This is a genomic window from Pelomonas sp. Root1444, from assembly GCF_001426885.1.
In the GTDB taxonomy this organism is placed as follows: Bacteria; Pseudomonadota; Gammaproteobacteria; order Burkholderiales; family Burkholderiaceae_C; genus Pelomonas.
Window position 1 is genome coordinate 80597 of sequence record NZ_LMFP01000028.1, and the last position, 26764, is coordinate 107360.

Here is a 26764-nt window from a genome sequence, read left to right on the forward strand (position 1 = left end):
TCAATTTCCCCAGAGGTCTTGATATGCCGAGAATCGACGAATCTACCGGACGCGACGTCGCATCAGGTACCAGGCAGCCGGCACCACCAACATGCTCAGCAGCGGTGCCGTAACCATCCCGCCAACCATGGGCGCGGCGATTCGGGTCATGACCTCAGAGCCGGTGCCGTGTCCAAACAGGATGGGCAGCAGGCCAGCCATCACGACCGCCACCGTCATGGCCTTCGGCCGCACCCGTAGCACCGCGCCTTCACGGATGGCGGCAAGCAAAGTCTCCTCGTTCTCCGGCTCGCCAGCAGCCAGCCGCTGCTTCCAAGCGTTCTGCAGGTAGACCAGCATCACCACTCCAAACTCCGCAGCCACGCCGGCCAAGGCGATGAAGCCCACGGCCGTTGCCACGGAGATGGCGTGCCCCAAGACCCAGATGAGCCAGAAGCCGCCCACGAGGGAGAACGGGACCGCCGCCATGACCAACGCGGCGTCGCCTGCCGAACGGAACAGCAGATAGAGCAGAACGAAGATGATGGCCAGGGTGACCGGCACGACGACCTTCAAGCGCTCGGTGGCTCGCTCCAGGTACTCGAACTGCCCCGACCACGAAACGGAGTAGCCGGGCGGCAGCGCCACCTGTTTGCCGACAACCTCCTGCATCTCGTGGACGACCGAGCGCAGGTCGCGCCCTCGGACATCGACGTACACCCAGCCGGAAAGCCGCGCGTTTTCGCTGCGAACCATAGGCGGCCCCTCTTCGATGGAGATGCGGGCCACGTCCTGAAGCAGCACCGTCGCGCCCTTTTCGGTCACGAAGGGCAGCTGGCGCAGCCGCTCCAGCGAGTCGCGTACCTCGCGGGGGTAGCGGACGTTGATGGGGAAGCGTTCTCTGCCTTGGATGACCTCGCCCACGTTGTCCCCACCGATGGCCGTGGACACCACGGCCTGAACATCCGCCACTGACAGCCCGAAGCGCGCGGCCGCAGCGCGGTCGACGTCAACGTCGATGTATCGCCCGCCGGTCAACCGCTCAGCCAGCGCCGATGAAACGCCGGGCACGCCTTTCACGGCCGATTCAATCTGCGTCGCCAGTCGGTCGATGGTCGCCAGGTCGGCGCCGGCGACCTTGACGCCTACTGGGCTCTTGATGCCAGTAGCCAGCATGTCGATGCGGTTGCGGATGGGCGGCACCCAGACGTTCGATAGGCCCGGCACCTTGACGACACGGTCGAGTTCCTCGACGAGCTTGTCGGGCGTCATGCCCGCGCGCCACTGCTCGCGTGGTTTGAACTGGATGGTGGTCTCGAACATCTCCAGCGGCGCCGGGTCGGTGGCGGTGTCGGCACGTCCCGACTTGCCGAAGACCCGTTCGACCTCGGGCACAGTTTTGATGAGCCGGTCCGTCTGCTGAAGCAGCTCAGACGCCTTCGACACCGAGATGCCAGGCAGTGCCGAGGGCATGTAGAGCAGGTCCCCCTCATCCAGCGGCGGCATGAACTCGCCACCCAGCCGCATGACGGGGATGGCCGTCACCGCAAGCACCACCGCTGCGACGGCTAGCGTGGCTCTGGGGAAACGCAGCACCGCCTCCAGCGCCGGCCGGTAGGTGGCGATGAGGAAGCGATTCACCGGGTTCGCCGTCTCCTTAGGGATGCGGCCACGGATGAGGTATCCCATCAGCACCGGGACCAGCGTCACCGACAGGCCCGCGGCCGCAGCCATCGAATAGGTCTTGGTGAAGGCCAGCGGCGAGAACAAGCGCCCTTCCTGGGCTTCGAGGGTGAAGACGGGCAAGAAGGACAACGTGATGACCAGCAGCGAGAAGAACAGCGCCGGCCCCACCTCCATTGACGCCTGGGTGACCAGCTCCCAGCGTTCAGTCAATGTCGGTGGTCGACCATGCTTGTCCTCGAAGTGCTCAAGGTGCTTATGTACCGCCTCGACCAGGACGACCGAGGCGTCGACCATCGCGCCCAGCGCGATAGCCACGCCGCCCAGCGACAGGATGTTCGCGCTGACACCTTGCCAGTGCATCACGATGAACGCAGTGAGCACGCCGACAGGAAGCGTGACCACTGCCACCAAAGCGGAGCGCAGGTGGAAAAGGAATACGGCGCAGACCACCGCGACGACAACGAATTCTTCGAGGAGCTTCACGCGCAGGTTGTCGACGGCGCGGTCAATGAGCTTGGACCGGTCGTAGGTCTCAATGACTTCGACGCCCTTAGGAAGGCTGGGCTTGAGCGCCTCCAGCTTCGCCTTGACTGCTGCGATGGTGGTGCGAGCGTTCTTGCCCGAGCGCATGACCACCACCCCTCCGGTCACTTCGCCTTCGCCGTCCAACTCGGCGATGCCGCGCCGCATCTCCGGGCCGACCTGAACCGTCGCCACGTCCCGCAGCAGCACCGGTGTTGCTCCGTTGACTGCCAGGGGAATCGTGCGGAAATCTTCCAGCGACTTCAGGAAGCCGCGCGAGCGCACCATGTACTCTGTCTCGGCCATTTCCACGACCGAGCCTCCCGACGACTGGTTGGCCTTCTGCAGTGCTTGGACAACCATGGCGTGCGTGATGCCCAAAGCGCGCATACGGTCGGGGTCGAGCACCACCTGGTACTGACGCACCATGCCGCCGATGCTGGCGACCTCGGATACGTCCGGCACGGTCTTCAGTTCGAACTTCAGGAACCAGTCGTTGAGCGCGCGGAGCTGGCCGATATCGGTCTTGCCGCTGCGGTCGACGAGCGCGTATTCGTAGACCCAGCCGACGCCCGTTGCGTCCGGGCCCAGCGCTGCAGTCGCACCGGCCGGCAGACGGCCCTGCACTTGGTTAAGGTACTCCACGACGCGCGACCGGGCCCAGTATGGGTCGGTCTTGTCGTCAAACAGGATGTAGACGAAGGAGTCGCCAAAGAAGCTGTAGCCGCGCACTGTCTTCGCGCCTGGCACGCTGAGCATGGTCGTGGTCAGTGGGTAGGTCACCAGGTCCTCGACCACCTGAGGCGGTTTGCCGGGGTAGGTCGTGCGCACAATGACCTGGGTGTCCGACAAGTCCGGCAGCGCATCGACTGGCGTTCGAGCTACAGACCACAGACCCGCAGCAACCAGGAAGGCTGTCGCGATGAGGACGAGGAAGCGGTTGGTGACCGACCACCGAATGAGCGAGGCAATCACTTGATGCCTCCCACCCGTTGGACCGAGACCAGCACGTAGTCGTCGCGCTGCTTCTTGAACTCGAAGTGGACGGAGTCGCCAGGCTTGATGTCTGCGAAAACCGTGGGACCGGCCCTATAGAACGCCATGGTCATGGCAGGCCATTTCAACTCGGGAACAGGCCCGTGACTGATGGTGAAGCTGCCGGCTTCGACGCTTTCCACCTTCCCGTCGGCGCTGAAGACGGAGGGCATGGCCATTGCCGGTTCGGATGCTGCTGGCGCGGCGCCCATGGCGCCGAGCACCGACTTCAGCCGGGCCTCGGAGTCGATGAGGAACTGGCCGCTGGTGACCACCTCGTCGCCTTCACGTAGACCATCGAGCACTTCCACCTGGTCGCCGAGGTCTGTACCGAGCTTGACCTCGCGCGGCTCGAAGGCGCTGCCGTTCTTGCGAACAATGGCCACGGCCCGCGTACCCGTGCGGATGACGGCCTCAGCAGGAACGACCAGGCGCGACGAGGTGGCACCTGCTACCTGCAGACGCAGCAGCATTCCTGGGGTCAGCTTTCCGGACCGGTTGTCGACCTCGAAGCGCGCCTGCAGGGTTCGCGTGTTGGCGCTGACCTGGGGAATGATTTCCTTCAGCTCGCCGCTGAAGGTCTGCGAGGCGTCGGCCTGCAGTTCGGCCTTGACCTTCTGGCCGCGCACCAGGCGCACGGCTTGCGCTTCAGGCACTTCGGCCACTGCCCAGACCTTCTCCAGACCTGCGATGCGGAAGAGCGTCATGCCCGGAGACACAGCGACACCTTCGCGTACGCCCAGCTCAGCCACCACGCCACCTGCCGGTGCGCTGAGCGTGAACCGAGCTTGTGCGATGCCCGTCTCCTCGCTCTGGCGGACGAGCCCGTCAGGGATGGACATGGCACGCAGCCGGTCTCGCGTCGCCGCAATCAAGTCCGGGGCGACGCCAGCCCGCTTCAGCGCCAGCAACTCGTTCTGCGGCCCGAGCCATTCGGGCGCGAAGACTGTGGCCAGGGCCTGGCCCTTGCGAACCTGTTCCATAGGTGCGCGAACCGCCAAGCGCTCGACGAACCCAGCGACGCGGGTCTGCACAGCGACGTTCAGCCGTTCGTCGAACTGCACGGTGCCCACGGCGTCGAACGACGAGGACACATCGGCCTTCTTGACGACAGCAGTCCGCACGCCCAGGTTCTGCTGCACCGTCGGGCTGACCTTGACGCCACCGTCGCCCGCCTCGTCGGCGTAGACAGGCACGAGTTGCATGTCCATGAACGGCGACTTGCCCGGCTTGTCGAAGCGCGGGCCTGGAACCATGGGGTCATGCCAGTACAGCGGCTTGCGCTCTGCCGTGGACGAGGGCGACTCCGGTGCGGCGGCGGTGGGTTGTGTGGAACGGCCCGCGTAGAACCCGCCAGCAGCCAGTAGTGCACCACCGGCGACGAGCGCGGCGGCAAGGGTTGCGCGCTTCATCGTGCGGCTCCTTCGAGGATGGGTTTCAGGGCGAGCTGGGCCTGGGTCTTGGCCAGGTCGCGTTGGAGGGAGAACAGCTTTCGCTGCGCCTCGACCTCGGCGTGGCGAGCCTCGAACAACGTCATCAGGGGAACCTGATTCGAGCGATAGGCCGCCATGGCAGCGAACGTGCGCTGCTGCGCGGCAACGACAACGCTCGCGCGGTAGCGCTCGATGCGGTCGGCCAAGCGCTTAGCGTCGCTAGCCAGGGCGCGGTATTCGCCGGTGGCCATGCGGGTGGCCTCAGCCAGTGCGGCTTCCGCCTTCTCGGTCAGGGCCAGCTTGGAAGCGATGTCGCGGTCTTGGCGCCGTGCGGGCGCGACGGTCAGGGGGATGCTGACGCCGACGGAGACCATGTCGGGGTAGCCGGCGCGCTGGCCGTAGCTGACCTCCCATGACCAGTTCGGGTTGCGGCTGGTCCGTGCCAGCTCGGCCTCCTTGCGGGCCACGTCGGCATCTAAATGTGCGGCAAGGACGGTGGGATGGCTGGCCACGTAGGCCTGCTCTTCCGGCGTCGAGAGGGAGCTTGGCGCAGCCAGGTCGTCTGCCTTGGTGCCTACCCAGCGCTCCAGTGCGGCCATTGCGGCGGCCTGCTGCTGCCGCACTTCGGCCGTCTCGTCTTCGGCGACGCCTTGGGCGCCAGTCAGCGCGAGGACTTCTTGGCTGTTTCCGGTGGCAGAGGACAGCCTTGCGCGCGCGGCCTCCAGCTCCTCGTGAGCGTGGTGCTCCGTCAGCGCGGTGAGCTTGAGCGTCTCGCCCGCGAACCAGGCGTCCAGGTAGGCCAGACCAGCCTGAAGGCGGACTTCGGCTGCAGCTGCCGACACGGCGGCGGCTTCCCGACCAGCCATCGCGTCGGCAGCGGCCTGGCGTGCGGCACGCTTCTCGGCCGAAAGCCATTCCTGGCTGACGCCGATGCGCTTCATCGTCATCGAGTCTCGCGAGCTGAATCTGTCCGTTCCAGAGATGGGAAGGTTGTCGACGCCAGCCCGCAGGACAGGGTCAGGCAGTTGACTAGCGGCACGAGCGGTTTCAGTGGCGCTGGTGGCACCAGCGCGGGCTGCTCGAGCGGATTCGGAACGCTGAACGGCCAGCTCAAGGGCCTGGTCGAGCGTCAGGGGTGCTGCTGCGCAAAGGACGGGCAGCAAGGCAGCAGTCAGGGCTACTGCACGCAGGAAACGTGGTGATGGCATGAAAACTCCGTGGACGAGCGGCGGCGTTGCCGGGATGCGGACGTGCCGCACCGGCGCCTGTCAGTCGACGGAGCTGGTCAGACTCGGAGTCTGAGCGTGGAGAGGAAGAGTGGGTCCGGAGGCGGCTGCGCCTCGGTGGTGGCTGCAGCCGGGACAGTCGCGGCTTCGACAGCGTCGAGCAGCAGCGGCAGTTCCATCACCTGGACCACCATCGGCAGCGACACGGTCGGGACCTTGACGGCCTCGAACGACTGGGCTGCGCTGGAGGAATGCTCTGCGCACAGCCCCGGCTGGTCCTGGTCCATGCCCACGCATGGCGTGCCAGCAGCCATCATTTCCGCCATCGCGGCCGGGTCTGCCTGTTGCGGGCAGACGTAGTTCGCCAGCGCCAGCTGTGAAAACAGCAGCGACAGCACCACGAAGAACGCGGTGGTCAGGCGACGGGTGGAGCGGCGGAGCATGGTCACAAGAAGTTTAGCGCGACGCCTTTATGCCGGTTGCGGCCAAGGGAAGCTCGCCAAGACAAATCTCCTTTGCTATCCTTCAATCAAGGCCGACTGAGCCCAACCTGTTCCCGGGTTTAAGCAGTCTTCTTCTTCGCCGCCGAACGGACTTCAATCCGCGTCGATGCGTAATCGGGAACCGTCGACGACACCTGATTGGAGTGCCGCCATGGCTGCCATTTCCCTCTGCGAGGCTCCCCTCGCCCACCTCAAGAAGCGTCTGATGGACGAGTTCGTTGAGGTCAAGTCTTCCCACCTGACCGAAGCGCTGGCGTCCAGCATGGGTTTTCGCACGCATGCGGCTCTGAAGGCCGCTATGACCGGCCCGGAAGAAGACCGTCCCTTCTACCTGCTTGACCCCGAGCAGTTCCTTACGCGCCTGACGCAGTTCGGCTATCCGTTGGACCCGAAGGACCCTGAGTTCGATTTCGACCTGTGGCACGACCAGTACGGCGTGACCAAGACCATGCCGACGTCGGGCTATGACATTGAATACAAGACGCCTCGCGAACGTGCATGGCGCAACCTCATGGTCTGCGGCGTCAACGCAGCACTGGAACAAAAGCTGTTCACGCTGCGGCCGGGCGACGACCGGTTTGACGACAACATGCGCTCCGGCCACCTGTTTGACTTCGTGCTGCCCAATGGCCTGCCGGCCCGCGGCTCAATCGCCGACGCTGGGTTCGACGAACTCGCTGTCCATGTCGCTGTGAATCCCAAGGGAGACAGGGTGCGCTACTTCGAAGCGGGGTTCACCGCCGGCGACGTATTTGGGACCACCTGGCTCGAGAGGCGCAACGGGGCATGGCTGCAGTCCACCACCAATGGCTTCCGGTGCCGCAAGCCGTTCCTCGAGCAACTGGCCGAGCTCGACGTGAAGCCGCAGGGCTTTGGTGACCGCGGCAAGCTCATCATGTGATGCCGGGCGTGCGCCTGGATTGCGAGAGTCGCGAGTCCGCCTTCGATTCGCTGCGCCAGCTGTTCGGCTGCAGCGTCGAAAGACTACGCGCCTTCCTGAGTGACGCGTCGGTCGACGAGGAATTCAGCCGGGACTATCAGCGGTTGCCGCAGTTCGACGAGTTCGTCTACCAGCGGGCGTGCGCAGCGTTGGGCACGCCGCAGGTGCCTGAAGAGCTGTGCTGGTTCCACGGTACCCGCGTGCCGCCTGGGACCAACTTCGCCGACGGCATCCTGCCGCTGCCGCTGGCACTTGAGTCCCTGAAGCGCAGCATCCACGAGACGCTGACCAACGACACTGACCGGCAGGAGGTGGCCACCGCGTTCGCGCGTGGAGATGGACTGACGTTCCAGCTGCAGCATAAGTTGACGAGCGGTACCGAGTTCGGCCCCTTCGCGATGTTCGTCTTGGAGACCGCGCTGAACGCCCATGCGACGGGCCAGCACTCCTATGTGGACATGCCGGAAATCATCGAGGACCTGTGCCTGGAGGTCCAGGCATCTTGCGGGCGAGACTTGCTGCCGGCCTTTGAAGCTGCGTGGCAGCCTACGGTGGTGAAGTTCGTGACGCCGGCATTCAGCCCAGAGTTTCATATCGGGGTGGCGCTCTGCTATCTGAGGTCATGCGCCCTCCATGGCGGACCGACGGGCAGCTCCATCGCCAATTTCGATGGTGAGAACACCGCGGTCCCGGCATCTTCCATCCTGCGTGTCATCTCTCTGTAAGGCGCGAATCCATCTAAGCAGGCCTGCCACAGCGCTCGGGAAAGGGATAACAGCAGTCCCTACACGGTTGACGAAAGTTGACAAATCCACTATCATCACCGACCGCTCAAGGGGACTTAATGACGACACTGAACACCGAAGCCATCCAGGCTGCCATGGACGCGAAGGGGCTCTCCCCCGCCGCGCTGGCCAAGGAGATGCAGGTGTCTCGGGAAAGCGTCTCCAAGTGGCTCAACGGCGAGTCCGTGCCCCGCACCGACAAGCTGCTTAAGCTGTCCATCCTGCTCAAGCTCAGCCGTGCTGTGCTGTTGGGCCGGACTGAGCAGGCTGCGGTGCAGCCGCAGGTGGCGTTTCGCATGGCTCGTGGCAAGCAGGCGCAGAGCAGCCACGTCGCGCGCGCTCGTCACCGCGGGAAGATGCTCGAAGCGATGGTTCGCCATCTGCCCTTCGACGCCATCCACACGCCTCCGGCGCTGAAGAACCCGCACGACGACTACGACTACCTCCAGGCAGTTGCTCGGGTCATTCGCAAAGAGATGGGCGTCCAAGAGGCTGGCGCCATCAATGTTCCGACCATCGCCAATGTGTTCCGCAAGCTGCAGGCGGTAATCGTCCCGGTGCTGTGGGGGCACCGCAAGGGCCACGAGAACGCCATCCACATCTACCTGCCGAAGACGGCGACCACGTGGGTCTACCTGAATCTCGACACGCGGATGGTTGACCTGAAGTTTTGGCTGGCGCACGAGCTCGGACACACCTACACCTTCACCTCCTTGCCGGGTGACGCTGGTGAGGACTTTGCTGATGGCTTCGCTGGCGCCCTGCTCTTCCCGGACGTTGCCTGCAAGGCGTTGTACGAGGAGCTGCAGCCGATGCGTGCAAAGAGCAGGAGGATGGACCGAATCAAATCGGTTGCTGACAGCCTGGAAATTTCCATGGTCTGCGTAGCCAAGCAGTTGGACCGTTATGCCGACCGGCATGGACTGACGCGAATCGTCAATGAAGACAAGGCGCTCTATCAGGTGATGGAGATGAGCAAGCCTCCTCTGGCTTCAAGCGTCTTCTTTGAAGGTGAAGACATCGACCTGGACCAGCTGATTCATATCAGTGAGTCGGTGTTCCACTCCCCGGTGTACGGCGCCCTGAAGTCCTACATCCGCGAAGCCAAGCCCTCCGTCACCTACGTTCAGGGCATCCTTGATTGCTCGCTCGTCGACGCCAAGCAAATCGTCGCCGAGCTTGCATGACAGCGAAGTTCCTCATCGTTGATAGCTGCGCGTACCTCCGACTGGCTGCAAGCGTTCATCCGAACTTCTGGGGCGGGCACCCGCACTACGAGCTTCGCTCCATCGCCGAGACGGACCCGGAACTCGCGGGCACCCGGCTGCGCCGTAAGTTCTTGTGGCTAAACCGGGACCCGCACCCCAGCCTTCGCAAGAAGTGGCAACTCAAGACCACCAAGCAGGAGCTGCTGGACATCGAGGACTCGAAGGAGTTCCTGTTGGAACATTCCGAGGAGTTCCTGGAGGGTGAGATTTCGAGCCGTCGCAAGTACGACCGCGACGGGGAGGAGTTGCCGTTCCTTTCGGTGCCGGACCTCGCCGTGTTGGCTGTGGCGTACCACTTCCAATACGGCATCCTGACTGACGAACTGGCATTGACGCTCGTTGCCAAGGACCTGGGCCTTCCGACGATGTCGTCGCTGAAGATTCTGAAGTACTTCCTCGACCAGGGCTTCGTGAATGACGCCAAGGTCGACGCCATCATGCAGCAATGGAGCAATGCCATTGACCTGCCGCACACCGGCTGGGCGGGTGATTTCAAGAAGGTCTTCAAGCGCCCTGCGCCGAAGCTCATCGGCAAGCCTTAGGCCGCAAGCGCTTTGTGGCCAAGCCGCAAGAGCTGACGGATGACAGCAGTCTTTCCCATCCGGCTCTTGAAGGCCAACACACTGACTCGCCCTTCCAGGTCGGCAGGGACGTAGACAGCCCTCATGGCGAGGATGGTGTCATTTCGCCCGGGCTGTAGCTTCCTACCTCGGTTCTTCCTCAGGCCGGCCGCTAGGAATCGGCGAAACATCAGGCCCTTGCCGATGCCCTCGGAAGTTGCCATCGCTCGCAACGCTGTGTCTACGTCCGGGTCGACGTAGACGGTACGAAACACCAACTGTTCAGAAGCCATCAGGCACCTCCCTCTCGAGGGTAGTCTCGACCTGGCTCACCCGATGAGCTTCCGCCGCATTGGACGGTTGCGCCGCAGTTAGCCTCGACCAACGTGCCCTCGCAGCATCCTTGAAGTTGCGCTGTGTCTGTTGGACGCGCCAGACGGCGTTCACGTCTTGCTGCACTGCGTCCAACACCTCGAAGACGTTGAGCTTTTGCGTCACGCCAAGTCCGCTGAGCACTGCCCAGAGCCGACAGCGGTGCTGCGCGCGCCGCAGTTGCTGTGCCAGCGGATGAGGGGGTGTGTCTGACCAGCACCAGCGCATCGCAGTGCATCGGCAGGAGCGCCTGTATGGCGGCAATTGCCGGTGCACGTTGGGTTCTGTTCGCAAGCGCACCATGCATGCGGGGCAAGGCCAGCCCACGGTCAAGTAGTCGGCAGCTTCAGCGACCAGCTCAATGCGAATGTGCTTCCAATTTGCCCGGTTGACCCACGCTACCGCCTCTTCGACCAGCTTCCTTGCGCCAGCCAGCACACTGTCGTCGTAGGTTGACTGCAAGACAGCTATGGAGCGGAAGATGCTCTGGACCTCCAAGCCCAAATTTCTACTTGGCGGATGCCAGCTCAACGCCTCGAGGAGAGCGTGGTTCACGCCACGCCGTCCGTCCGGCGACCACTCAGCGGTGTAGTGGGCGCTGAGGTGCTGCACGGTGCTGAGCAAGGCCTGGCTACCCGGCCACGAATCAACACCTGCGGGCAAGCTGCCGGTGTGGAGCTTGCGGAACTTCGACTCCCTCACCTCGCATTGCATCTGTCGTGCACGAAAGAGCAAGTCCCGCGGCACCGGTCGCAGGAACTCCAAAGCCACGCGAGGCGGGAGCTTCTGCTGCAGCACCACCGGAACGAATTCAGCGGCGAGCCTCGCCAGGTAGGTCTTAGGTAAGCCGAGCGAGACGTTGACCAGGGCCTGGACGCCTTCAGGGTCCTCCGCACTCTGGGCCAGTGGTGGGCCATCCAAGGCCGCCAGCCGCCTCGAAAGTAGCCTGCTGCGCCTCAAGGCATCTCGAGTGAGCTCTTCAGCAGGCAGGTCGTCACGTTGCAAGGCGGCGGCCGCGTTCTTGCTCGGATGCCCGTAGGCCGCAGCCGTTGCTACATCCGCCAGGATTGAACGCGCCCCCTGCGACAACTCGGGCCATTCCGCTTTCAGGAACGCTTGTGCCGCCTGCTTGCCAACAAAGACGCTGCCTTCAGCGACGGCCGTCTCCTGAAGCCAGGGTCGAGCATTGCTTTCAAGCGAGGTAAGCCAGTGTGGAGAAGCGAAGTCCATGGGCGCGTCATCCGAAAACCCAGAGCCTGAAGCACCCTAAACGACTCGAAAAGCATCCCCTGAAACGCAGTACGGTCTTGCGTTTTCAGTCCCGAATTGGGTGGTGCGAGCCGACGTAAGCCATCTTTGGGTGGCGGATGACGACGCAGTCCCGAATTGGGTGGCGGCTGGCCGGCTGGGAGGCGCCGACGGCCGCAATGCTCGGTTTTGGCGCAAAAAGCGGTCTGCAGCCTGGGGGTGGGGTTCCACCCAGAAAATGGACTGTTCCGAATGAATATTCGGCGGGACGCCAACTTAGCGCGGGAAGTTCTAGGACCCCCCCTAGAGTGGTAGGCCTGCTGTTAGTCGTCCGACACAAAGTTCCACCTGAAAAGTCCCGAAACGCGACAGCATTCCCCTCGTTCTGGCGTCTCCAGCAGTTGAGGCCTTTGCCGTCGCATTCATGAGTTGCGACGCAATTCAGCTGAACTGCCAGCTGCGACGAAACTCCCCTCGGAATCCAGCGACGCCTGGCGCACCTACCACTTGTGGATTGGCCGCTGGCGCGTCGCGTGCCGTTTCCCATGTCAAGCGCAAACGTGGCCAGCCATGCGCTCGAGGCGCATGGCGACAAGCTCCAGGCCGCCAGGCCTGCCAGCGATCTCGACTGGTCGAGCGCCAAGACTTTCGTCATGCTCGACGAGCCACGCAGCGAGACCCGCTTCAGGGTCCCCGTCGGTCAGCGGCCGAAGGATCTTCAGTAAACGCGCGTACGCTGGCGTGCCGGCGAATGCCTCCAACTGCGCCAGCGCAGAACGCTGCCCAGCAATGAAGTCGCGAATCACCGTCGACATGTCCAACGCTTCCCCTTGGTTTGCGCCGCCAAGGAGCAGATTGCTGCAGCGCACTCCGTGACGGCACCGTGCTCTGCTGGGCACGACCGGGAAGCTGGCGTCGCGCCAGAAACGTCATGTCAGCCCAGGCGCGTGCCAGCGGGTCGCCCGCTCTCTGTTCACCCTCAAATCTAGAACAAACGCCAGTAAAATCAAGTACTTAGCGACATGATCGCGTAATGCATCGGGTATTGATTCAATACTGGATGATCAAGACGGATGCACTGAGCGAAGCGCACAGCACCGAGGAGCTGGAATGACGCAAACGGCCAAAGCCCCACTCGTACGCGACCTCCGTGGCGGCCGTCGGATTGAGTACCGCGATCTGCCGACTCTGGCGGCCAATCTTGCCGCACAGATCCGAGGGATCATGCTGAAGAATCCGGGCCTGTGTGACGATGATGAGCTCGACCTCGAAGGGCTCTGGGCCTCGCTCAATCGGTTTGCTACTCGAGGCGTCGCGCTGCCTCCGGCCGATCCGATGCGCTTGCTCACCGCCAGGCAACTGGGGCAGGAACTTCATGGCCTGAGCGAAGACATGGTTTGGATTCGAGAGAAGGATGGCGCCCTCTTCTCTGTTCTGCCAGCTGGTCGGCGACGCGGCAGGCTGTATCCAGCATTTCAGGCTCTGGAGGGAATTGTTGGCGAGCCCCTTGCCGGCGTGCTCGCCATCTTGGATGGACTGGCTGGTGAACGTCACCTGACCTTCTTCCGCCTGCCTCGCGCTGACCTAGAGGGCCTAACGCCCGTAGAGGTCATGCAGGGTCAAGCCTTAGATCAGCGTGAGCTGACCCAGGCTGCAACCACTCTAGCGATGTCACATCCACGAACGCGCCACGCCAAGGTGCTCACCGCGGCCAAGCACTTTCGTTGCGAGTGCGCCATGGGTGAAGGGAATGCCGGCGCCAGCTGATCAGGGCCGTCTTATCTGAGGCGCAACACCCAATGACATCACAACGACAGCGCCGTACCTTGATCAACCGGCGCACCGAAATGTTGCTCATGCGGCGCATTGAGGGCTTGCTGGAAGACCAGATGTGGGATCGGATGCCCGCTGTCGGACGCGAGTTCGGAAGCCCGGATTTCGAACGCCTGATGGAAGAAGACTTTCGTGCAGAGCGGGGCGTCTTCGATCCTGTGTTCGCAAGTGCCCTCACCAAAGGTTAAATCCGCACCACGGGCTCGCCGCGAGCTGTTGCGTATTCCAGCGATGTTGCGCGGCTAGTGCGATCGGCTGAGCAGCGTGTCCGCTGCTCATAACCATCAAATCGCTTGTGAATTTGCATGCCTGACTGCGCCAGCTCCACCTCCATCTGATCGAGCCTTCTCATCTGCTCGCGTAGCGAGTCCAGCTTGTAGTTGAGCTGGGCAGACCTGGGGCCGAATTCCATCAGCGGCAGCGTCCTGTCCGCGGTGTCGAGAGCGGCCAGATAGCGCTCGATGCTCTCCTCGATCTGCTGGCGCCTCTTCTGGATCTTGGTGACAGTGAAGTTCTGGTCGCGGCTGTTCACCGCCTTGAACTTGCTGCCGTCGACGGCCACACCATCACCGCTGAGCAGCTTCAGGCGCCGGCACAGCTCCACGAAGCGGTGGCAGACCTTGCGGATGCCCGGTCCGTTGTCCCGGCGGAAGTCGGCAATGGTTTTGAAGTCCGGGGCAAGACGCTCGGTCAACCACATCAACTCGACATTGCGCTGCGCCTCGCGCTCAAGACGTCGGCTTGACTGAACGCGATTGAGGTAGCCGTAGATATAGATCTTGAGCAGGACCGCCGGGTGATAGGCCGGCCGGCCAGTCTCTGCGGGCGTCACGCCGGCAAACCCGAGGCTGCCAAGATCGAGCTCATCGACGTAGGCATCCACGACTCGGACCGGGTTGTCTTCAGCCACGAAGTCATCCAGACATTCCGGCAACAACGTCACCTGATGCCGGCCCTGACCTTCGACGAATCGCGCCATCTCTGCCTCCATCGTGTCCGATCGATACGTTGAATCTAGACAGCGAAGATCGAACCGCCAGGAGGGTTTTCACACAGCCTCAGCCTGAAGCGGTATCTAGCCGGTCTCGGACGGGCGGACCGACATGTTTGGCCGAGATGGCCAACAGTCGCCAGACTAGGTGCTTAAAAGACGCCGGACTGTGTGCTCAGGTTGCGTCGCAGCCCGCAGCAAGTTCGTCACCATTTCCGCCGAGCTCGCAGAGAAGGCGGCGCGCGTGTTCGGGGCCGGGCTCATGCGCGATCACGTCCTCGCGCTGAGTGTGACCGAGCCGAAGGGCACTGCCGGTCTTATGGCTGGCTCGCCAAAGCCCCTGGCCATCGCAAAGGTCCGAGGCGCAGCGAAATCAAGACCTCTACCCCGCAAATCCGCACGTTCCCGCTGAATGCGGAACTTCCGCATGCAGCGGGATTTGCGGGAACCTCGTCACCACGAGCACCACCGCTAGCCGTCGGTCAGCAGCGATTTGAAGCCCCGCCGAATACGGCCGGTGTGTCGGCGATCGCCACGGCGACCTTGCGGCTTTGGAGAGACTTCAATCCGACCAAGACTAGCCTGAAGCCACACGCGCTGGCCCAGCCGCCACGGCACAGTGCCTTCTGGCAGGACAACTTGCTGGCTTCCGTCGGGACGGCGCTTCAGCCGAGCCACCGTTGATGGGGGCTGTTTACTCCTCATGCTTTCGACCTGGGGGCTCGTCGGATCCGGCAGCTGTTGATGGACTTGGTGGCGCCATCACTTCTTCGATGCTGCCGTCGCGAAGCCAGATGCCGATGGCGTGGTTGATCGTGTCCGACATCCGCTGCTCGTTGTCGATCAGCCAGTAGATATCGCTGCCATCGAACATCAGCGTTCCCTGGCCGGGATCGATCAAAACGTCGTACTGCTCTCGGCCATTGAAGAAGCCCAGCATGATCTCCTTGCAAATCACGAAGTGGCGCGCGACGTGATGCTCGTCGCGCCCGCCAGACACGCCGCCGTGGGCACCCTTGCTGCCTGCGCCGCTCACGAGCTCTTCTTCCCGTGGCGGGCGGCACGGCGCGCCCGGCGGTTGGGCGCCTGGCCGGCCGGCTTCGGGTCGACGCGCAGCAGCAGTTCCTTCTCGACACCGCCGACGTGCTCTGGGATGAGCCCGCAATCGAATTCCTTGCCGGCGGTGTCGGCCAGCACGATGTGCTGGCCACTGGGCGAGCTGTGAACCCAAACCTCTCGGATCTCGCGAGACCACCATTGCCTCGTAGGTGACTGCCAGGCCGGCATCATGCAGACGATGCCCTTCACCCTGTCGGCGTCGAGCGAGCGCAGCACGTCTGCCAGGTCGTACTCCCAGGCGATGCACAAGGTGCGGGTGATGCTCAGGTCGGGCTCATCCGGATCGACGAACTCCACCGAAAGCAGGAACCATGGCGCGTGCAGGCTCAGTTCCACCATGCGCCAATATTGAGTGCCCCGGTCATCGAGGGCGGGAGGGATCGGGAACTTGTGCTCGGGGTGCGAAACGAACATGAGTCGGCTGTGGCCGGCGGGACGATCCGTCAGCGAAGTCTTTGAAGACGCTGATTCTTGGGGCTCGCACGCCGTATGCAAATTCTTGATATGGAGACGGCTGGGATACGGTGCGAGGCTGAGAGAAATCCATGTCCAAATCCCTGTACAGCCGCCACAACGAAGCCTTCTTGAAGAAGCTCAAAGGCCTGCGCGAGTCACGCCAATTGCGCCAGTCCGACCTCGGCGACCTGCTGGGCCGCAGCCAAGGCTGGGTCAGCTATGTCGAGAGCGGCGCCACCACCCTCAACGTCATCGAGCTGCGGGAGTGGATCGAGGCGTTGGACTACAGCTTCATGGAGTTCCTGCAGGACCTGGACGATGAGCTGCGCTGGCTCAGCAGCGTCCGTCTGCCCAAGCGGCCGCGCAAGCGTGCTGCCGGGGCGGCAAACGGTCGGCGGGCTTCGGGAGAGAAGTGAGCCGGGCCCGCTCAGTGGTGGTCTGAACCCGTGGCCCGCGCCAGGCGCCTATCCATGCGCTCGGCAAAGCCCTCGAGCGAGGACCCGCAGACTTGGCACCACCAAAACAGCTCGACCACGTCGACGTGGCGCTGTCCTGCTTCACTGAGACCGACGTCGGCTGTCTCGATGCCAACCTGCTCAGCCAACTCTCGCCGGCTCAGTCCCGCCTGTAGCCGGAGCTGGGCCAGCTCTGCAGCGAAGGCGGTGTCGGCCGCCAGCGGCATCGGGTTCACGTCGTCCGGCGATGCCTGTCTCGCGTGCCCAGCCGCAGGTTCTCGAACGAGGCGATCTCGTCGCGGACAGCGGCCAGGACCTTGTCGATTTCTGCCGGGGTGCCCTTGTTGCAGAACGACAGCGTCAGCAGGGTCAAGGGATGGACGCCCATTGTCTGCGCCAGTTGGGCAACCTTGTTCAGCGACGGGCTCGCGCCCTGGTTCTCCAGGCGGCTGAGGTGCGTGCGACCAGAGACCTCGTAGAAATCTTCCTGGGACAGCCCGCGCTCGAGCCGCACGGCGCGAAGCGCCTGGCCGAATTTGGGGGGTGCTGCCTTGAGACTCATCGCGGGTCGATTCCGGCCCGCATTGGCTCATCACGCACCTTAATGGACTACACCTTATAAGGTGCGTTTGCGTACGCGAATTTGGCCAAACTGAGCCCATCTGGACCGTATCGGCCGCTGTCCCGCGGAACCACTACTGACCCTGATAGCGACCAGGATGGGTCGTTGGCTGGCGGTCGCTATAGCACCGAGCTGAAAGCGGTGCGTAGCCTTTCGCCGAGGTCGCTGACCAGCGCCACCGCCTGCAGTGCGGGATTGGTGGCCCTGCTGCCGGCGAGGCAGGCCGCCGTCCTGCGACAGGCCGCCGCGACATCCAGTGCCGCTGCGGCAATCTCGGTGTCCGGCTTTTCCATCGCGATGGTCAGCCGCAGCATCTGGAGCAGTCGGTCGACCTCGCCAAGGCGCGCGGCGAGCTGCCGCTGCCACGGCTTCGCAGCGATGAGCCCCGCAACGACCAGACGAACCAGGTCATCAAGGTCTTTGATGGTCTTGGCCACTGCCACCAGCTTCGGGCCGGCCGTGCTCTCCGTCGCCTCGCTCACGTCTTGCCGGAGCCTGCTTTGCGACGTGTGGTGCGCCCGGTTGACGCGCCACCTTCAGGTGCGGGTGGCGGCGTCAACCGCTCGATCAGGGCCTGCAGTGTCTTGGCTTCGGCTTGGTACCGCGAGGCGGCCTGCTGGCGGTCGGCGAGCTGCTGCTGAAGTGTGGCAACCTCCCGGTTCAGCTCGTCTCGAGCTTGGGCGGCCATATTCAGTGCCAGCTTGGCCTGGTTGGCGTCGATCTCCAGCCGCGTCGCCTTGGCGGCATGCTGGACAGCTTGCTCCCGGGCGGCAGCTTCCACCTCGGCCAGCCGCTGGCGTGCCGCTTCGGCAGCGGTGTCGGCCCGAGCCCGCGCCTGGCGCTCCTGCTCGACTTCCTTGAGCGCGCGCCGCTCAGCGCCGGCGGCGCGCTCGTTGGCAGCCTCGACCGCTTCACGCGTTTTGGCCAGTTCCGCGGTAAATCCGTCCTGCAGCGCTTGTTGCTGCCGGCCGGCCTCTTCAAGCTGGCTCTGCATCTGCTGTACGCGCGCCTGCGTGCCAGCGTGGCCACGGCGCTCGGATTCAAGCTCGGCCTGAGCTTGTCGCACCCGTTCTTTCGCCTGAGCGAGCTCGGCACGGAGCTGCTCGGTGGCAGCTTGTGCTGACGCCAGCGCCTGCTCAGCGGCCGCCTGGGCCTGCTGGGCGCGTTCGGTGTCGGCCTGGAGCTCGAGCCTTGCCGCGGCCAACTCCCCCCGGGCCGCCTCTGTCGCCTGGCTCCAAAGTGCAGCGATGGCTTCGGCGGCCACGGCCTTGATGGGGCCCGGCAGATCCGGATGCTGGATGTCCACGCGCGCGCGGTGCCGAAGGTCGTCCCAGAACTTCCCCACCTCGTCGGTCGGCACGTTCATCGACCCTCGCCGGACGTATTGGTAGAGCTTGTTCGCTGTCGGCGTGATCCCGAACCTGAAAAACAGCAGCGCGCAGACCTCGCGGTACAGGGCTCGCGTTTCGCTGAATTTGGCCTTCAAGGCCTCGACTTCGGACAGGATTTCGGTTTCGGTGCTCACGGCGTTGATAGTATGACGTAATACGTTATATATCCACCCTTTGATGAAATTGTTTTGACATTAGTCCTATAGTGTCAAAAATCTCTTAAATGCGGCTAAGCGAAATGCGTGAGTCCGAAAAACCGCCTTCGACGGGTGCGCTGACTCTCGCCGAACTCGCACCACTAGGCGAAATCGTCGTGCTCGATGGGTTGTCGGGTCGAGACGGTACGAATCGCTCGCGCTCAGGCCATCAGCAGATCTCTGCGACCACAGATCAGGAAGCTGTACTGGCGTGGTTGGCCCGGTTTGCCGACAGCGCCAACACGCTAGCGAACAGCCGCCACGAGGCCGAACGCCTGCTGCTGTGGAGCGTCGCCGAACGGGCGAAGCCGCTTTCCTCGCTGTCTCACGAGGACCTGCTGATGTACCGGCGTTTCCTGTCCAACCCACAGCCGGCTGAGCGGTGGGTGATGGCGCCAGGACGCAAGGCTAGTCGTCGCAGTCCCGACTGGCGGCCTTTCGCCGGACCGCTCTCTGAGGCCTCCACCCGCCAAGCAATGACGGTGCTCAACTCGCTGTTCTCGTGGCTGGTGGAAGCCGGCTACTTGGCTGGCAACCCGCTGTCGCTGAGCAAGCGCCGTGGCAAGGCGCCGAAGCCGCGCGTCACGCGTTTCCTTGAAACCGATCTGTGGGAAGTTGTGCGCGGCACCATCCTGGCGATGCCCCAGGAAACGCCGCGCCAGCGCGCGGTCTACGCGCGCGCACGTTGGCTCTTCAGCATCTTCTTCCTCGGTGGCCTGCGCATTTCAGAGGTGGTCGGCAACAGGATGGGCGACTTCTACATGCGCTCGAATCACAAGAGCGGCGAACAGCGCTGGTGGTTGGAGGTGCTGGGCAAAGGCGACAAACAACGCATGGTGCCGGCGACGACTGAGCTGATGGTCGAGTTGATGGCCTACCGGCGCGCGCTGGAGTTGCCGGAATTGCCACAGCCTGGTGAGCCGTCGCCATTGGTCTTCCCCGTTGCGTGGCGCCGCTCAAGCCACCCGGCGCCGGTATGGCCAGAACCCATGACGCGTAGCGCGGTGCATGGCATCTTGAAGGAGGTTTTCGCCGCAGCGGCCGACCGCTGGCTGAAGGAAGGCCGGAGCCAAGAGCAGGCCAATAAGCTCAGCGCGGCGTCGGCGCACTGGTTGCGCCACACCGCCGGGTCCAACCTGGCCAACGACATTGACCTACGTCATGTGCGTGACACGCTGGGCCACACCACGCTTTCGACCACGAACATCTACGTGCATGGCGAGGACGATGCGCGCCATGACGCCGTAAACGCGTCTCACCGAATCAGCTGGTAGCGGGGCCGCCCTCAACAGGTGTCGTAGCCGTCTTAGCCAGCAGTTCCTCCTTTGCGGAGTTGCCCCATTCGTCCACCGCCAGCCGGGCGCGCTCGCGCCCGGGCCCTTCTCCGTGGGTCCTCACGCGCAGCCAGCCGAATCGCGCTTCACGAGCACACTGATTCAGGCGATGGAGACCCGGGGCGCGTAAGCGCCTCGAGGGTTCAAATCGCATGTGGGCGAAGAGACCCCCCTCTTGCCGCGAGCGCGTGAGGGCTGGACTGCGAGAGGCAATGCGCCGGATCACTGCACATGGGTCATGTTCCGACGTCATTTCGGCCGCCAGTCAAGCTAGCGCTTGGGCTGCGCATTGCCGTCTACAGGACAACGCCTAGCCCGCTTGAAGGCGGCCCCTCGTCTGTGCCTTCTGGCGCGGGTCAGGCGGCCAGCAGATCCTCGGCGGGGCCGAAGAACTCGTAGCGAAGCTGTGCCGCCTGTACGCCCAGCGCCAAGCCGTGCGCATAGACCGACCGCATGAAAGACTTTGGACCCAGCAGGTACACATCGACATCGCGGTCGGCGGGCATATGGCGTGCTAGCAACTCGCGGTCGACGCGGCCCACCGCGTGCGGACGGTCTCCGGCACGCGGCTCGTCGTAGACATAGACCACCTCCACATTGCGATGAGCCCGCGCCAGCTCGTCGACGCGTTCGCGGAAGGCATGCGCACCGCCGTGCCGCGCGGCGTGGATGAATCGAATTGACCTGCCGCTGGCCGCTGCAGCCTCCAGCATGGACATCGCTGGCGTGATGCCCACGCCGCCCGTTACCAGCAGCAGCGGGCGTTGGGCCTGGTCGTCCAGCGTGAACTCGCCCGCTGGCGGCTGCACCTTCAGGAGGGCGCCGGCCTCGACGTGGTCGTGCAGCCAGTTGGACGCCATGCCGCCGTCCTCACGTTTGACGCTGATGCGGTACCAGGGCTGATGCGGCCCGTCGGACAGCGAGTAGTTGCGCTTCAGCCGGCTGCCGTGGATGTCCAGCGCCAGCGTAAGGTACTGGCCAGCGCGGAAGGCCGGCAGTGGCCGGGCGTCGGTTGGCACGAGGTAGAACGAAGTGATGATGTCGCTCTCCCGCACCTTGCGCATGACGCGCATCGTGCGTTCGCCGCGCCAGCCGCCGGGCTGCGCCGCTGTCTGCGCATAGACCGCTTCCTCAGCGTCGATCAGCAGCCGTGCAAGGGCGTCGTAGGCCTCGGCCCAGGCGGCCATGATCTCGTCCGTCGCCACCTCGCCCAGCACATGGCGGATGGCGCGCAGCAGAACGCCTCCCACGATGGGGTAGTGCTCAGGCTGCACGCCCAGCGCTACATGTTTCTGGATGATGCGCGGCAGCGCCGGCGCCAGGGCCTCCAGGCGGTCGATGTGGCTGGCATAGGCCAGCACTGCGCCGGCCAGTGCGCGGGCCTGCGTGCCCTGTGCCTGATGCGCCTCGTTGAAGAAGGCCTTCAGCTCGGGATGCTCGTCCAGCATGGTCCGGTAGAAGTGGCGGGTAATTTCTTCGCCGCGCGCTTTCAGCAGCGGCACGGTGGCCTGAATCAGTGCAATGGTCTTTGTCGAAAACATGAAGAGGCTCCTAACTGTCTGGGTGATAGATACCTCTCGATAGCCAAGAACCGTGCCTGATGGGACTCGACCGCAAGACCTTGCTGCACAACGAGTTTTACTGATGCAGGTCAAATAGACCGAGATGCAAGCCAGGTCGAAGTGACAGCGAATGGTCAATATGACAACAGATAGCCACTACCGCGAGCTGCTCGCAGCGGTGAGGGGTCTGATCGCCTGCGACGCCGTTGCGCTACTGCGCCTGCTGCCCGAACAGGTCGGCGAGGCGGTGTTGCAGCCAGTGGCCGTGGACGGGCTGGCGGAAGAGGCGCTGGGGCGGCGCTTTCCGGCCGCGGCGCACCCGCGCTTGGCGCGGCTGCTGGCCAGCGGTCCCCAAGGGCTGCGCTTTGCCGCCGATGCCGGGCTGCCCGATCCCTACGACGGCCTGCTGGCCAATCAGCAGGCTTTGCAAGCCGTGCACGACTGCATGGGCATGCCGTTGCACCACGAGGGCCGCTTGTGGGGCCTGGTGACGCTGGATGCGCTCGACCCCAAGGCCTTCGACCGCATCGATCCGGGCCGCCTGCAGGTCGTCGCCAACCTGCTCGAATCCGGCATTGCCGCGCAGCAGACCATAGAGGCGCTGGCGGCCCGTGCCGCGCAAGCCCAGGCCGTCGCGCAGGAGCACTGGCAGGGCGGGCGTCCACGTGAGCTGCTCGGCAAGAGCGCAGCGATGAACCAGCTGAAGCGGGAGATCGACACGGTGGCGGCGTCCGACTTGACCGTGCTCATCCTCGGCGAGACCGGCGTCGGCAAGGAGTTGGTGGCGCAGCGCCTGCACGCCCGCTCGGCCCGCTCCGCCCGGCCGCTGGTGCAGATCAACTGCGCCGCGCTGCCCGAGACGCTGGCGGACAGCGAGCTGTTCGGCCACAAGCGCGGTGCCTTCACCGGCGCGGTAGCGGATCGCGTCGGCAAGTTCGAGCTGGCCGACGGCGGCACGCTGTTCCTTGATGAGGTAGGCGAGCTGCCGCTGGCCGTGCAGGCCAAGCTGCTGCGCGTGCTGCAGAGCGGTGAGGTGCAGCGACCTGGCAGCGACCGGCTGCTCCGCGTGGACGTCCGCGTGCTGGCAGCCACCAACCGCGACCTGGGCCACGAAGTCGCCCGCGGCCGCTTCCGCGCCGACCTGTACCACCGACTGTCGGTCTACCCGCTGCTGGTGCCGCCACTGCGTGACCGCGGCCGCGACTTGCTGACCCTGGCCGGCGGATTCCTCGAGGAGAACCAGCACCGCCTGGGCGCCCGTAACCTAAGGCTGGCGCCCGAGGCCTCGGCCGCGTTGCTGAGGCAGGGATGGCCGGGCAACGTCCGTGAGCTCGAGCACCTCATCAGCCGCGCGGCATTGCGGGCCTGGGCCGAGCAGGCGCCCGGCGGCCGTTGGACTGCCATCGAGCTGCGCCACCTGGGCCTGGAGGGGGCGGCGGAAGCCTCCGCCGCGTTGTCGGCTCCGGCGGCGCCGATGCAGGCAGCGCCCGGCCAGGGGCTGAGGGAAGTCACGGAGTCCTTCCAGCGGCAGTGGATAGAGGCGGCGCTGCTCCGGCACGGCGGCAGTCTGGCCGCAGCAGCTCGCGATGCGGGCATGGACAGAAGCAATCTGCTGCGCCTGGCCAAGCGGCTGGGCTTGCAGCGCAGCGGCTGAGGGCCTACCGTGTCATTCCGACGGCACCTGCTGAGCCATGAGTTGACCTTTCGATTGGGGCCATGCACATGCTGCGGTCGATCATCGATATTCTCGTGACCGTAAGACTAAGCCCGTGCAAGGCCCGATTGCCCCGAGTCCGCCGAGCAAGCGTAGTGATAGCGGGTCACACCTGAATCCTTCATCTGCACCATTGGTTTTCACGCCGACATGAGTGACCTGACCCTCGCTGAGCTGAGCGAGACGATCCGCCAGATCTACGCCGCTTCGCGCTGCGGTGATGTCGAGGACTATCAGCGTCGCGCGCTCGACGTCGTTGCCAGGCACATTGCCTTCGACGCCGCGTGGTGGGGGCGGGGCTCTTTCGCGCAGGGCGTTCACCATGTCCACTGTTCGTTCCCGTACCGCCTGCCGGTCGACATCGCCGAGCGGCTGAACCTGTCGGACCCGGATAACGTAGTCGCGCGGCGGGTCGTTACCGATCCCGGCCGTGCGCACTACTTCGGGCAGAACGACTTGATGTCGCAACCGAGCACGGCCCTGCTGACCGAGTACATGGGAATCGCCCAGTCGGTCTGCATCGCCGATGTCGATGCAGAACTGGGCGTTTCCGGTTTCGTTTCCCTTGCGCGCAGCAGCCCGACACCGCGCTTTTCCGCACGCGAGCTGGACGTCCTCGAGTTGCTGAGTCCGCATCTGGCCGCAGGGCTGGACATGGCATTGGCCGACGAATTGACCATGCGGCGCAATCCCGAGCGCACGGCCCTTCTGGCGACTGACACGTTGGGGCTGCTGAGGGTCGGCGAGGCGAGCGCTGCGGACATGCTGAGGCTCGAATGGCCGGGATGGACGGGGCCGAGGCTGCCCGCACCGCTGGTCGAGCGCATCGTGGGCAGAAAGACGGAGTTCCTCGGCCGCCAGTTGCATGCCGCCATTCATTGGGTCGGTGACCACGTCTTCGTGTCCATGCGTCGACGAGAGCCGCGCGACATGCTGACCCGCCGCGAGCGCGAGGTCGCAAACGCCTTTGCCGCCGGCCAGTCCTACCGCGAGGTGGCGCTGGCGCTGGACCTGTCGCCGGCCACCGTGAGGCATCACCTGCGTTCGGCCTACGTGAAGCTCGGCGTCACCGACAAGGCGGCATTCGCGACTCGGCTGGGCTCGTCCTAGAGAAGGACGAATCTCAGGCTTTCAGCTCATCTCCAGCACGCGCAGCCCGTTGGTGGCCACTGCGTTGCCCGGGGCGCTGAACTCGATCATTTCGGCGCTCAGGTATTCGATGATCGGCAAGTCGGCGATGCCGTTGACCACATGGAAGGTTGTGGGCAACTGCTCGAAGCTGGCACGGTGCCACCGCAGGGCGCCACCTTCTGCGCGCCACTTCCGGTAATGGGCTTCGCCGAACTTGATCGTCTGTGCGCTGCGCTCCTCGCCGGGCAAGGGGTGCGCGCAGGTCACATAGGACACGTCGCAGCCGCCGCTGCCGAAGGGCCCGGTGCGTGGCATGTACTTGTAGAAGATCGAGCCGCCCTTCGGACCGAGCAAGCGGCGGTCCTGCGGGGCGACCTCGACCTCCTTGAGGCCCTGCATCTCCATCTCGAAGAAGGTGTGCTCGAACCAGGACGCGCGGCCGCCGATGCGCCCGCTGTCCGCATCGAGCCGGACATCCGGGATATCGGCATACAACTTCGGGAATCCCAGTTCTTCGCGGCCGGTGGTGATGGCGTCCGGGCGCCCCTCCCACAGCACCAGGCACAAGCCGCCTTCGATGCGCTGATCGCGCCCGCTGCACACGACCGGGATCTCGACGTTGACGATGCCGTAGCCGCGGCCAGCCAGCCAGTACAGGTTTCGGAAGAAGCCCAACGTCACATGGACCACCGGCTCGGCGAGCGTGAAGCCCGGCGGCAGCAGCGCCTCCAGCATCGCGGGGTCGGAGCGATAGGCGATGGTGGCCCATTGCACGTTGGCCGTGCCGCTTTCCTGCGCCTCCCAGGGCACACCGGTCGCCTTCTGCCGCGGGCCGGGGGCCGGGCCGAACATGACGGGCATGCGATAGCGCACATTGGGTTTGAATTCGAAGCTCATGGGTTCCTCGGGGACGTCAGAAGGGGTAGTGGCGCGGCGTGGTCTGCACCGTCAGCCAGCGCAGCTCGGTGAACTCGTGAACCCCGGCGCGGCCACCGAAACGGCCGATGCCGCTGGCCTTCACGCCGCCGAAGGGCATCTGCGCCTCGTCGTGCACGGTGGGGCCGTTGACATGGCAGATGCCCGACTCGACGCGCCTGGCCACCTCCAGCGCACGTGCGACGTCGCGACCGAAGACGGCAGCCGAGAGCCCGTATTCGTTGTCGTTGGCGCAGGCAATCGCGGCTTCTGCGCCTTCCACCCGCACGATGCCCTTGACTGGGCCGAAGGATTCCTCATCGTAGATCTTCATGGCCGGCGTCACGCCGTCCAGCAGCGTGGCGGGGAACAGGGTGTCCTGCGCCTTGCCGCCGCACAGCAGCCTGGCGCCCTTGGCCAGCGCGTCGTCGATCAGTGCATTGCAGCGTGCCACGGTGGCCATGTCGACCACCGAGCCGAGGACCACGGGCGCCGGTCCGCGCGGGTCGCCCAGCGGCAGCGCCTTGACCTTGGCAACGAGCTTGTCGACGAAGTCATCGGCCACCTTGGCATCGACGACGATGCGTTCGGTGGACATGCAGATCTGCCCGGAGTTCATGAAGGCGCCGAAGGCGGCGGCGTCGACCGCGGCATCGAGATCGGCGTCGTCCAGCACCAGCAGCGGCGCCTTGCCGCCCAGTTCCAGGACCACAGGCTTGAGGTGCCTGGCGCAGGCCTGCGCAATGATGCGGCCCACGCGGGTAGAGCCGGTGAAGTTGACGCGGCGCACCGCGGGATGGGCGATCATCGCTTCGACCACGGCACCCGCATCGGCCGGTGCGTTGGTGACGAAATTCACCACGCCGGCCGGCATGCCGGCTTCCTGCAGCGATTCGACGATCAGCTGGTGGGTACGCGGGCACAACTCGGAGCCCTTGAGCACGACCGTGTTGCCGCAGGCCAGTGGTGTGGCGATGGCACGCACGCCCAGGATCACCGGCGCGTTCCAGGGCGCCATGCCCAGCACGACGCCGACGGGCTGGCGCACGGCCATGGCGAGGTTGCCGGGAACGTCCGAGGGAATGACCTCGCCGCTGATCTGCGTCGTCAGGGCGGCGGCTTCCTGCAGCATGCCGGCGGCCAGGTGGGCGTTGAAGCCGCCCCACATGGCACTTGCGCCGGTTTCGGCGGCCACCGCCTCGATGAACTGGGGCGTCTTGGCTTGCAGAATGGCCGCCGCCTTGAGCAGCAGGCTGCGGCGTGCGCCCGGGCCCTGGCGCGACCATTCGGGGAAGGCTGCGGCCGCTGCCTCGATGGCGGCAACCGCATCCTCCGGGGTCGCCGCGGCGGCCCGCGTGACGACGGCTTCGGACAATGGATTGCGGCGCTCGAAGGTGGCGCCGGAGGACGCCGGGCGCGATTGCCCGGCGATCAGCAGCTGGACGTCAAACATGGTTGCTCCTTGCAGAGATGGAAGGGATGGCGAG

At 64.7% G+C, this 26764-nt stretch carries 26 protein-coding genes and 1 pseudogene; 9 read left to right on the forward strand and 18 right to left on the reverse strand.

Annotated features, from left to right (window positions below; genetic code table 11):
• Positions 1-42: 42 nt before the first annotated feature.
• The 4 genes from ASD35_RS18295 to ASD35_RS18310 all read right to left on the reverse strand — a co-directional run bounded on the left by ASD35_RS18295 (position 43) and on the right by ASD35_RS18310 (position 6324).
• Positions 43-3162, reverse strand: coding sequence for an efflux RND transporter permease subunit (locus ASD35_RS18295; RefSeq protein ID WP_056876406.1), 3120 nt, complete (start codon positions 3160-3162; stop codon positions 43-45).
• Entirely contained in the window at positions 3159-4634 is a 1476-nt protein-coding gene (locus tag ASD35_RS18300; RefSeq protein ID WP_056876407.1) for an efflux RND transporter periplasmic adaptor subunit, read from the reverse strand. The genes ASD35_RS18295 and ASD35_RS18300 overlap by 4 nt, the downstream gene beginning before the upstream one ends.
• A complete protein-coding gene (locus ASD35_RS18305) occupies positions 4631-5863 on the reverse strand; it encodes a TolC family protein (RefSeq protein WP_056876408.1) in 1233 nt (410 codons plus the stop codon). Before ASD35_RS18305 ends, ASD35_RS18300 begins: the two co-directional genes overlap by 4 nt.
• Before the next feature lie 77 nt (positions 5864-5940).
• Positions 5941-6324: a hypothetical protein gene (locus ASD35_RS18310; RefSeq protein ID WP_056876409.1), complete on the reverse strand. Its 384-nt coding sequence runs from the start codon at positions 6322-6324 to the stop codon at positions 5941-5943.
• 211 nt (positions 6325-6535) lie between these two features.
• Here ASD35_RS18310 and ASD35_RS18315 point away from each other — a divergent pair, with 211 nt between their 5' ends.
• From ASD35_RS18315 to ASD35_RS18330, 4 genes are all read left to right on the forward strand, one after another.
• On the forward strand, positions 6536-7285 hold the full coding sequence (locus tag ASD35_RS18315) for a hypothetical protein (RefSeq protein ID WP_056876410.1): 750 nt from the start codon (positions 6536-6538) through the stop codon (positions 7283-7285).
• On the forward strand, positions 7285-8049 hold the full coding sequence (locus ASD35_RS18320) for a hypothetical protein (protein ID WP_056876411.1): 765 nt from the start codon (positions 7285-7287) through the stop codon (positions 8047-8049). The genes ASD35_RS18315 and ASD35_RS18320 overlap by 1 nt, the downstream gene beginning before the upstream one ends.
• Before the next feature lie 119 nt (positions 8050-8168).
• Positions 8169-9296: an XRE family transcriptional regulator gene (locus ASD35_RS18325; protein ID WP_056876412.1), complete on the forward strand. Its 1128-nt coding sequence runs from the start codon at positions 8169-8171 to the stop codon at positions 9294-9296.
• The gene (locus ASD35_RS18330) at positions 9293-9919 is read left to right on the forward strand and encodes a hypothetical protein (RefSeq protein ID WP_056876413.1); all 627 of its coding nucleotides are present in this window, start codon (positions 9293-9295) and stop codon (positions 9917-9919) included. Before ASD35_RS18325 ends, ASD35_RS18330 begins: the two co-directional genes overlap by 4 nt.
• Here ASD35_RS18330 and ASD35_RS18335 read toward each other — a convergent pair.
• From ASD35_RS18335 to ASD35_RS18350, 4 genes are all read right to left on the reverse strand, one after another.
• Positions 9916-10230 carry a hypothetical protein gene (locus ASD35_RS18335; protein ID WP_056876414.1) on the reverse strand — a complete coding sequence of 105 codons (315 nt, stop codon included), beginning with the start codon at positions 10228-10230 and terminating at the stop codon, positions 9916-9918. The two genes, ASD35_RS18330 and ASD35_RS18335, sit on opposite strands and share 4 nt — an antisense overlap.
• Positions 10220-11539 carry a hypothetical protein gene (locus ASD35_RS18340; protein WP_157275652.1) on the reverse strand — a complete coding sequence of 440 codons (1320 nt, stop codon included), beginning with the start codon at positions 11537-11539 and terminating at the stop codon, positions 10220-10222. The genes ASD35_RS18335 and ASD35_RS18340 overlap by 11 nt, the downstream gene beginning before the upstream one ends.
• A 566-nt stretch (positions 11540-12105) precedes the next feature.
• Positions 12106-12372, reverse strand: a complete 267-nt coding sequence (locus ASD35_RS27360; RefSeq protein ID WP_162254493.1) for a hypothetical protein — start codon at positions 12370-12372, stop codon at positions 12106-12108.
• A 235-nt stretch (positions 12373-12607) separates the two neighbouring features.
• Positions 12608-13111: a hypothetical protein gene (locus ASD35_RS18350; RefSeq protein WP_056876417.1), complete on the reverse strand. Its 504-nt coding sequence runs from the start codon at positions 13109-13111 to the stop codon at positions 12608-12610.
• Positions 13112-13356: 245 nt separating this feature from the next.
• On the opposite strand from ASD35_RS18350, the gene ASD35_RS27365 reads away from it, so the two are divergent.
• Positions 13357-13578 carry a hypothetical protein gene (locus ASD35_RS27365; protein WP_157275654.1) on the forward strand — a complete coding sequence of 74 codons (222 nt, stop codon included), beginning with the start codon at positions 13357-13359 and terminating at the stop codon, positions 13576-13578.
• A gap of 122 nt (positions 13579-13700) precedes the next feature.
• On the opposite strand, the pseudogene ASD35_RS18355 reads toward ASD35_RS27365, so the two are convergent.
• The 3 genes and pseudogenes from ASD35_RS18355 to ASD35_RS18365 all read right to left on the reverse strand — a co-directional run.
• Positions 13701-14369, reverse strand: a pseudogene (locus tag ASD35_RS18355) (transposase); the annotation flags it as partial.
• A gap of 706 nt (positions 14370-15075) precedes the next feature.
• Complete coding sequence (locus ASD35_RS18360) at positions 15076-15417, reverse strand: hypothetical protein (RefSeq protein WP_056876418.1); 342 nt, start codon at positions 15415-15417, stop codon at positions 15076-15078.
• Positions 15414-15914, reverse strand: coding sequence for a hypothetical protein (locus ASD35_RS18365; protein WP_157275655.1), 501 nt, complete (start codon positions 15912-15914; stop codon positions 15414-15416). Before ASD35_RS18365 ends, ASD35_RS18360 begins: the two co-directional genes overlap by 4 nt.
• A 131-nt stretch (positions 15915-16045) precedes the next feature.
• On the opposite strand from ASD35_RS18365, the gene ASD35_RS18370 reads away from it, so the two are divergent.
• Positions 16046-16372 carry a helix-turn-helix domain-containing protein gene (locus tag ASD35_RS18370; RefSeq protein ID WP_056876420.1) on the forward strand — a complete coding sequence of 109 codons (327 nt, stop codon included), beginning with the start codon at positions 16046-16048 and terminating at the stop codon, positions 16370-16372.
• A gap of 11 nt (positions 16373-16383) precedes the next feature.
• On the opposite strand, the gene ASD35_RS18375 is transcribed toward ASD35_RS18370, so the two are convergent.
• The 4 genes from ASD35_RS18375 to ASD35_RS18390 all read right to left on the reverse strand — a co-directional run bounded on the left by ASD35_RS18375 (position 16384) and on the right by ASD35_RS18390 (position 18558).
• A complete protein-coding gene (locus ASD35_RS18375) occupies positions 16384-16638 on the reverse strand; it encodes a helix-turn-helix domain-containing protein (RefSeq protein ID WP_056876421.1) in 255 nt (84 codons plus the stop codon).
• 5 nt (positions 16639-16643) lie between these two features.
• Positions 16644-16973, reverse strand: coding sequence for a helix-turn-helix domain-containing protein (locus ASD35_RS18380; protein WP_056876422.1), 330 nt, complete (start codon positions 16971-16973; stop codon positions 16644-16646).
• Positions 16974-17152: 179 nt separating this feature from the next.
• Positions 17153-17470 carry a hypothetical protein gene (locus ASD35_RS18385; RefSeq protein ID WP_157275656.1) on the reverse strand — a complete coding sequence of 106 codons (318 nt, stop codon included), beginning with the start codon at positions 17468-17470 and terminating at the stop codon, positions 17153-17155.
• A gap of 41 nt (positions 17471-17511) precedes the next feature.
• Positions 17512-18558, reverse strand: a complete 1047-nt coding sequence (locus ASD35_RS18390) for a DNA-binding protein (RefSeq protein ID WP_056876424.1) — start codon at positions 18556-18558, stop codon at positions 17512-17514.
• A gap of 104 nt (positions 18559-18662) precedes the next feature.
• On the opposite strand from ASD35_RS18390, the gene ASD35_RS18395 reads away from it, so the two are divergent.
• Positions 18663-19895 carry a tyrosine-type recombinase/integrase gene (locus ASD35_RS18395; RefSeq protein WP_056876425.1) on the forward strand — a complete coding sequence of 411 codons (1233 nt, stop codon included), beginning with the start codon at positions 18663-18665 and terminating at the stop codon, positions 19893-19895.
• Positions 19896-20311: 416 nt separating this feature from the next.
• On the opposite strand, the gene hmpA is transcribed toward ASD35_RS18395, so the two are convergent.
• On the reverse strand, positions 20312-21496 hold the full coding sequence (gene hmpA, locus ASD35_RS18400) for an NO-inducible flavohemoprotein (RefSeq protein WP_056876426.1): 1185 nt from the start codon (positions 21494-21496) through the stop codon (positions 20312-20314).
• 160 nt (positions 21497-21656) lie between these two features.
• Between hmpA and norR the strand changes: the two genes are divergently transcribed.
• Positions 21657-23171: a nitric oxide reductase transcriptional regulator NorR gene (norR, locus tag ASD35_RS18405; protein WP_056876427.1), complete on the forward strand. Its 1515-nt coding sequence runs from the start codon at positions 21657-21659 to the stop codon at positions 23169-23171.
• Positions 23172-23381: 210 nt separating this feature from the next.
• On the forward strand, positions 23382-24341 hold the full coding sequence (locus ASD35_RS18410; RefSeq protein WP_056876428.1) for a helix-turn-helix transcriptional regulator: 960 nt from the start codon (positions 23382-23384) through the stop codon (positions 24339-24341).
• A 21-nt stretch (positions 24342-24362) separates the two neighbouring features.
• On the opposite strand, the gene ASD35_RS18415 is transcribed toward ASD35_RS18410, so the two are convergent.
• Positions 24363-25259: an acetoacetate decarboxylase family protein gene (locus tag ASD35_RS18415; protein WP_056876429.1), complete on the reverse strand. Its 897-nt coding sequence runs from the start codon at positions 25257-25259 to the stop codon at positions 24363-24365.
• Between the two features lie 16 nt (positions 25260-25275).
• Positions 25276-26730, reverse strand: coding sequence for an aldehyde dehydrogenase (locus tag ASD35_RS18420; protein WP_056876430.1), 1455 nt, complete (start codon positions 26728-26730; stop codon positions 25276-25278).
• Between the last annotated feature and the right edge of the window lie 34 nt (positions 26731-26764).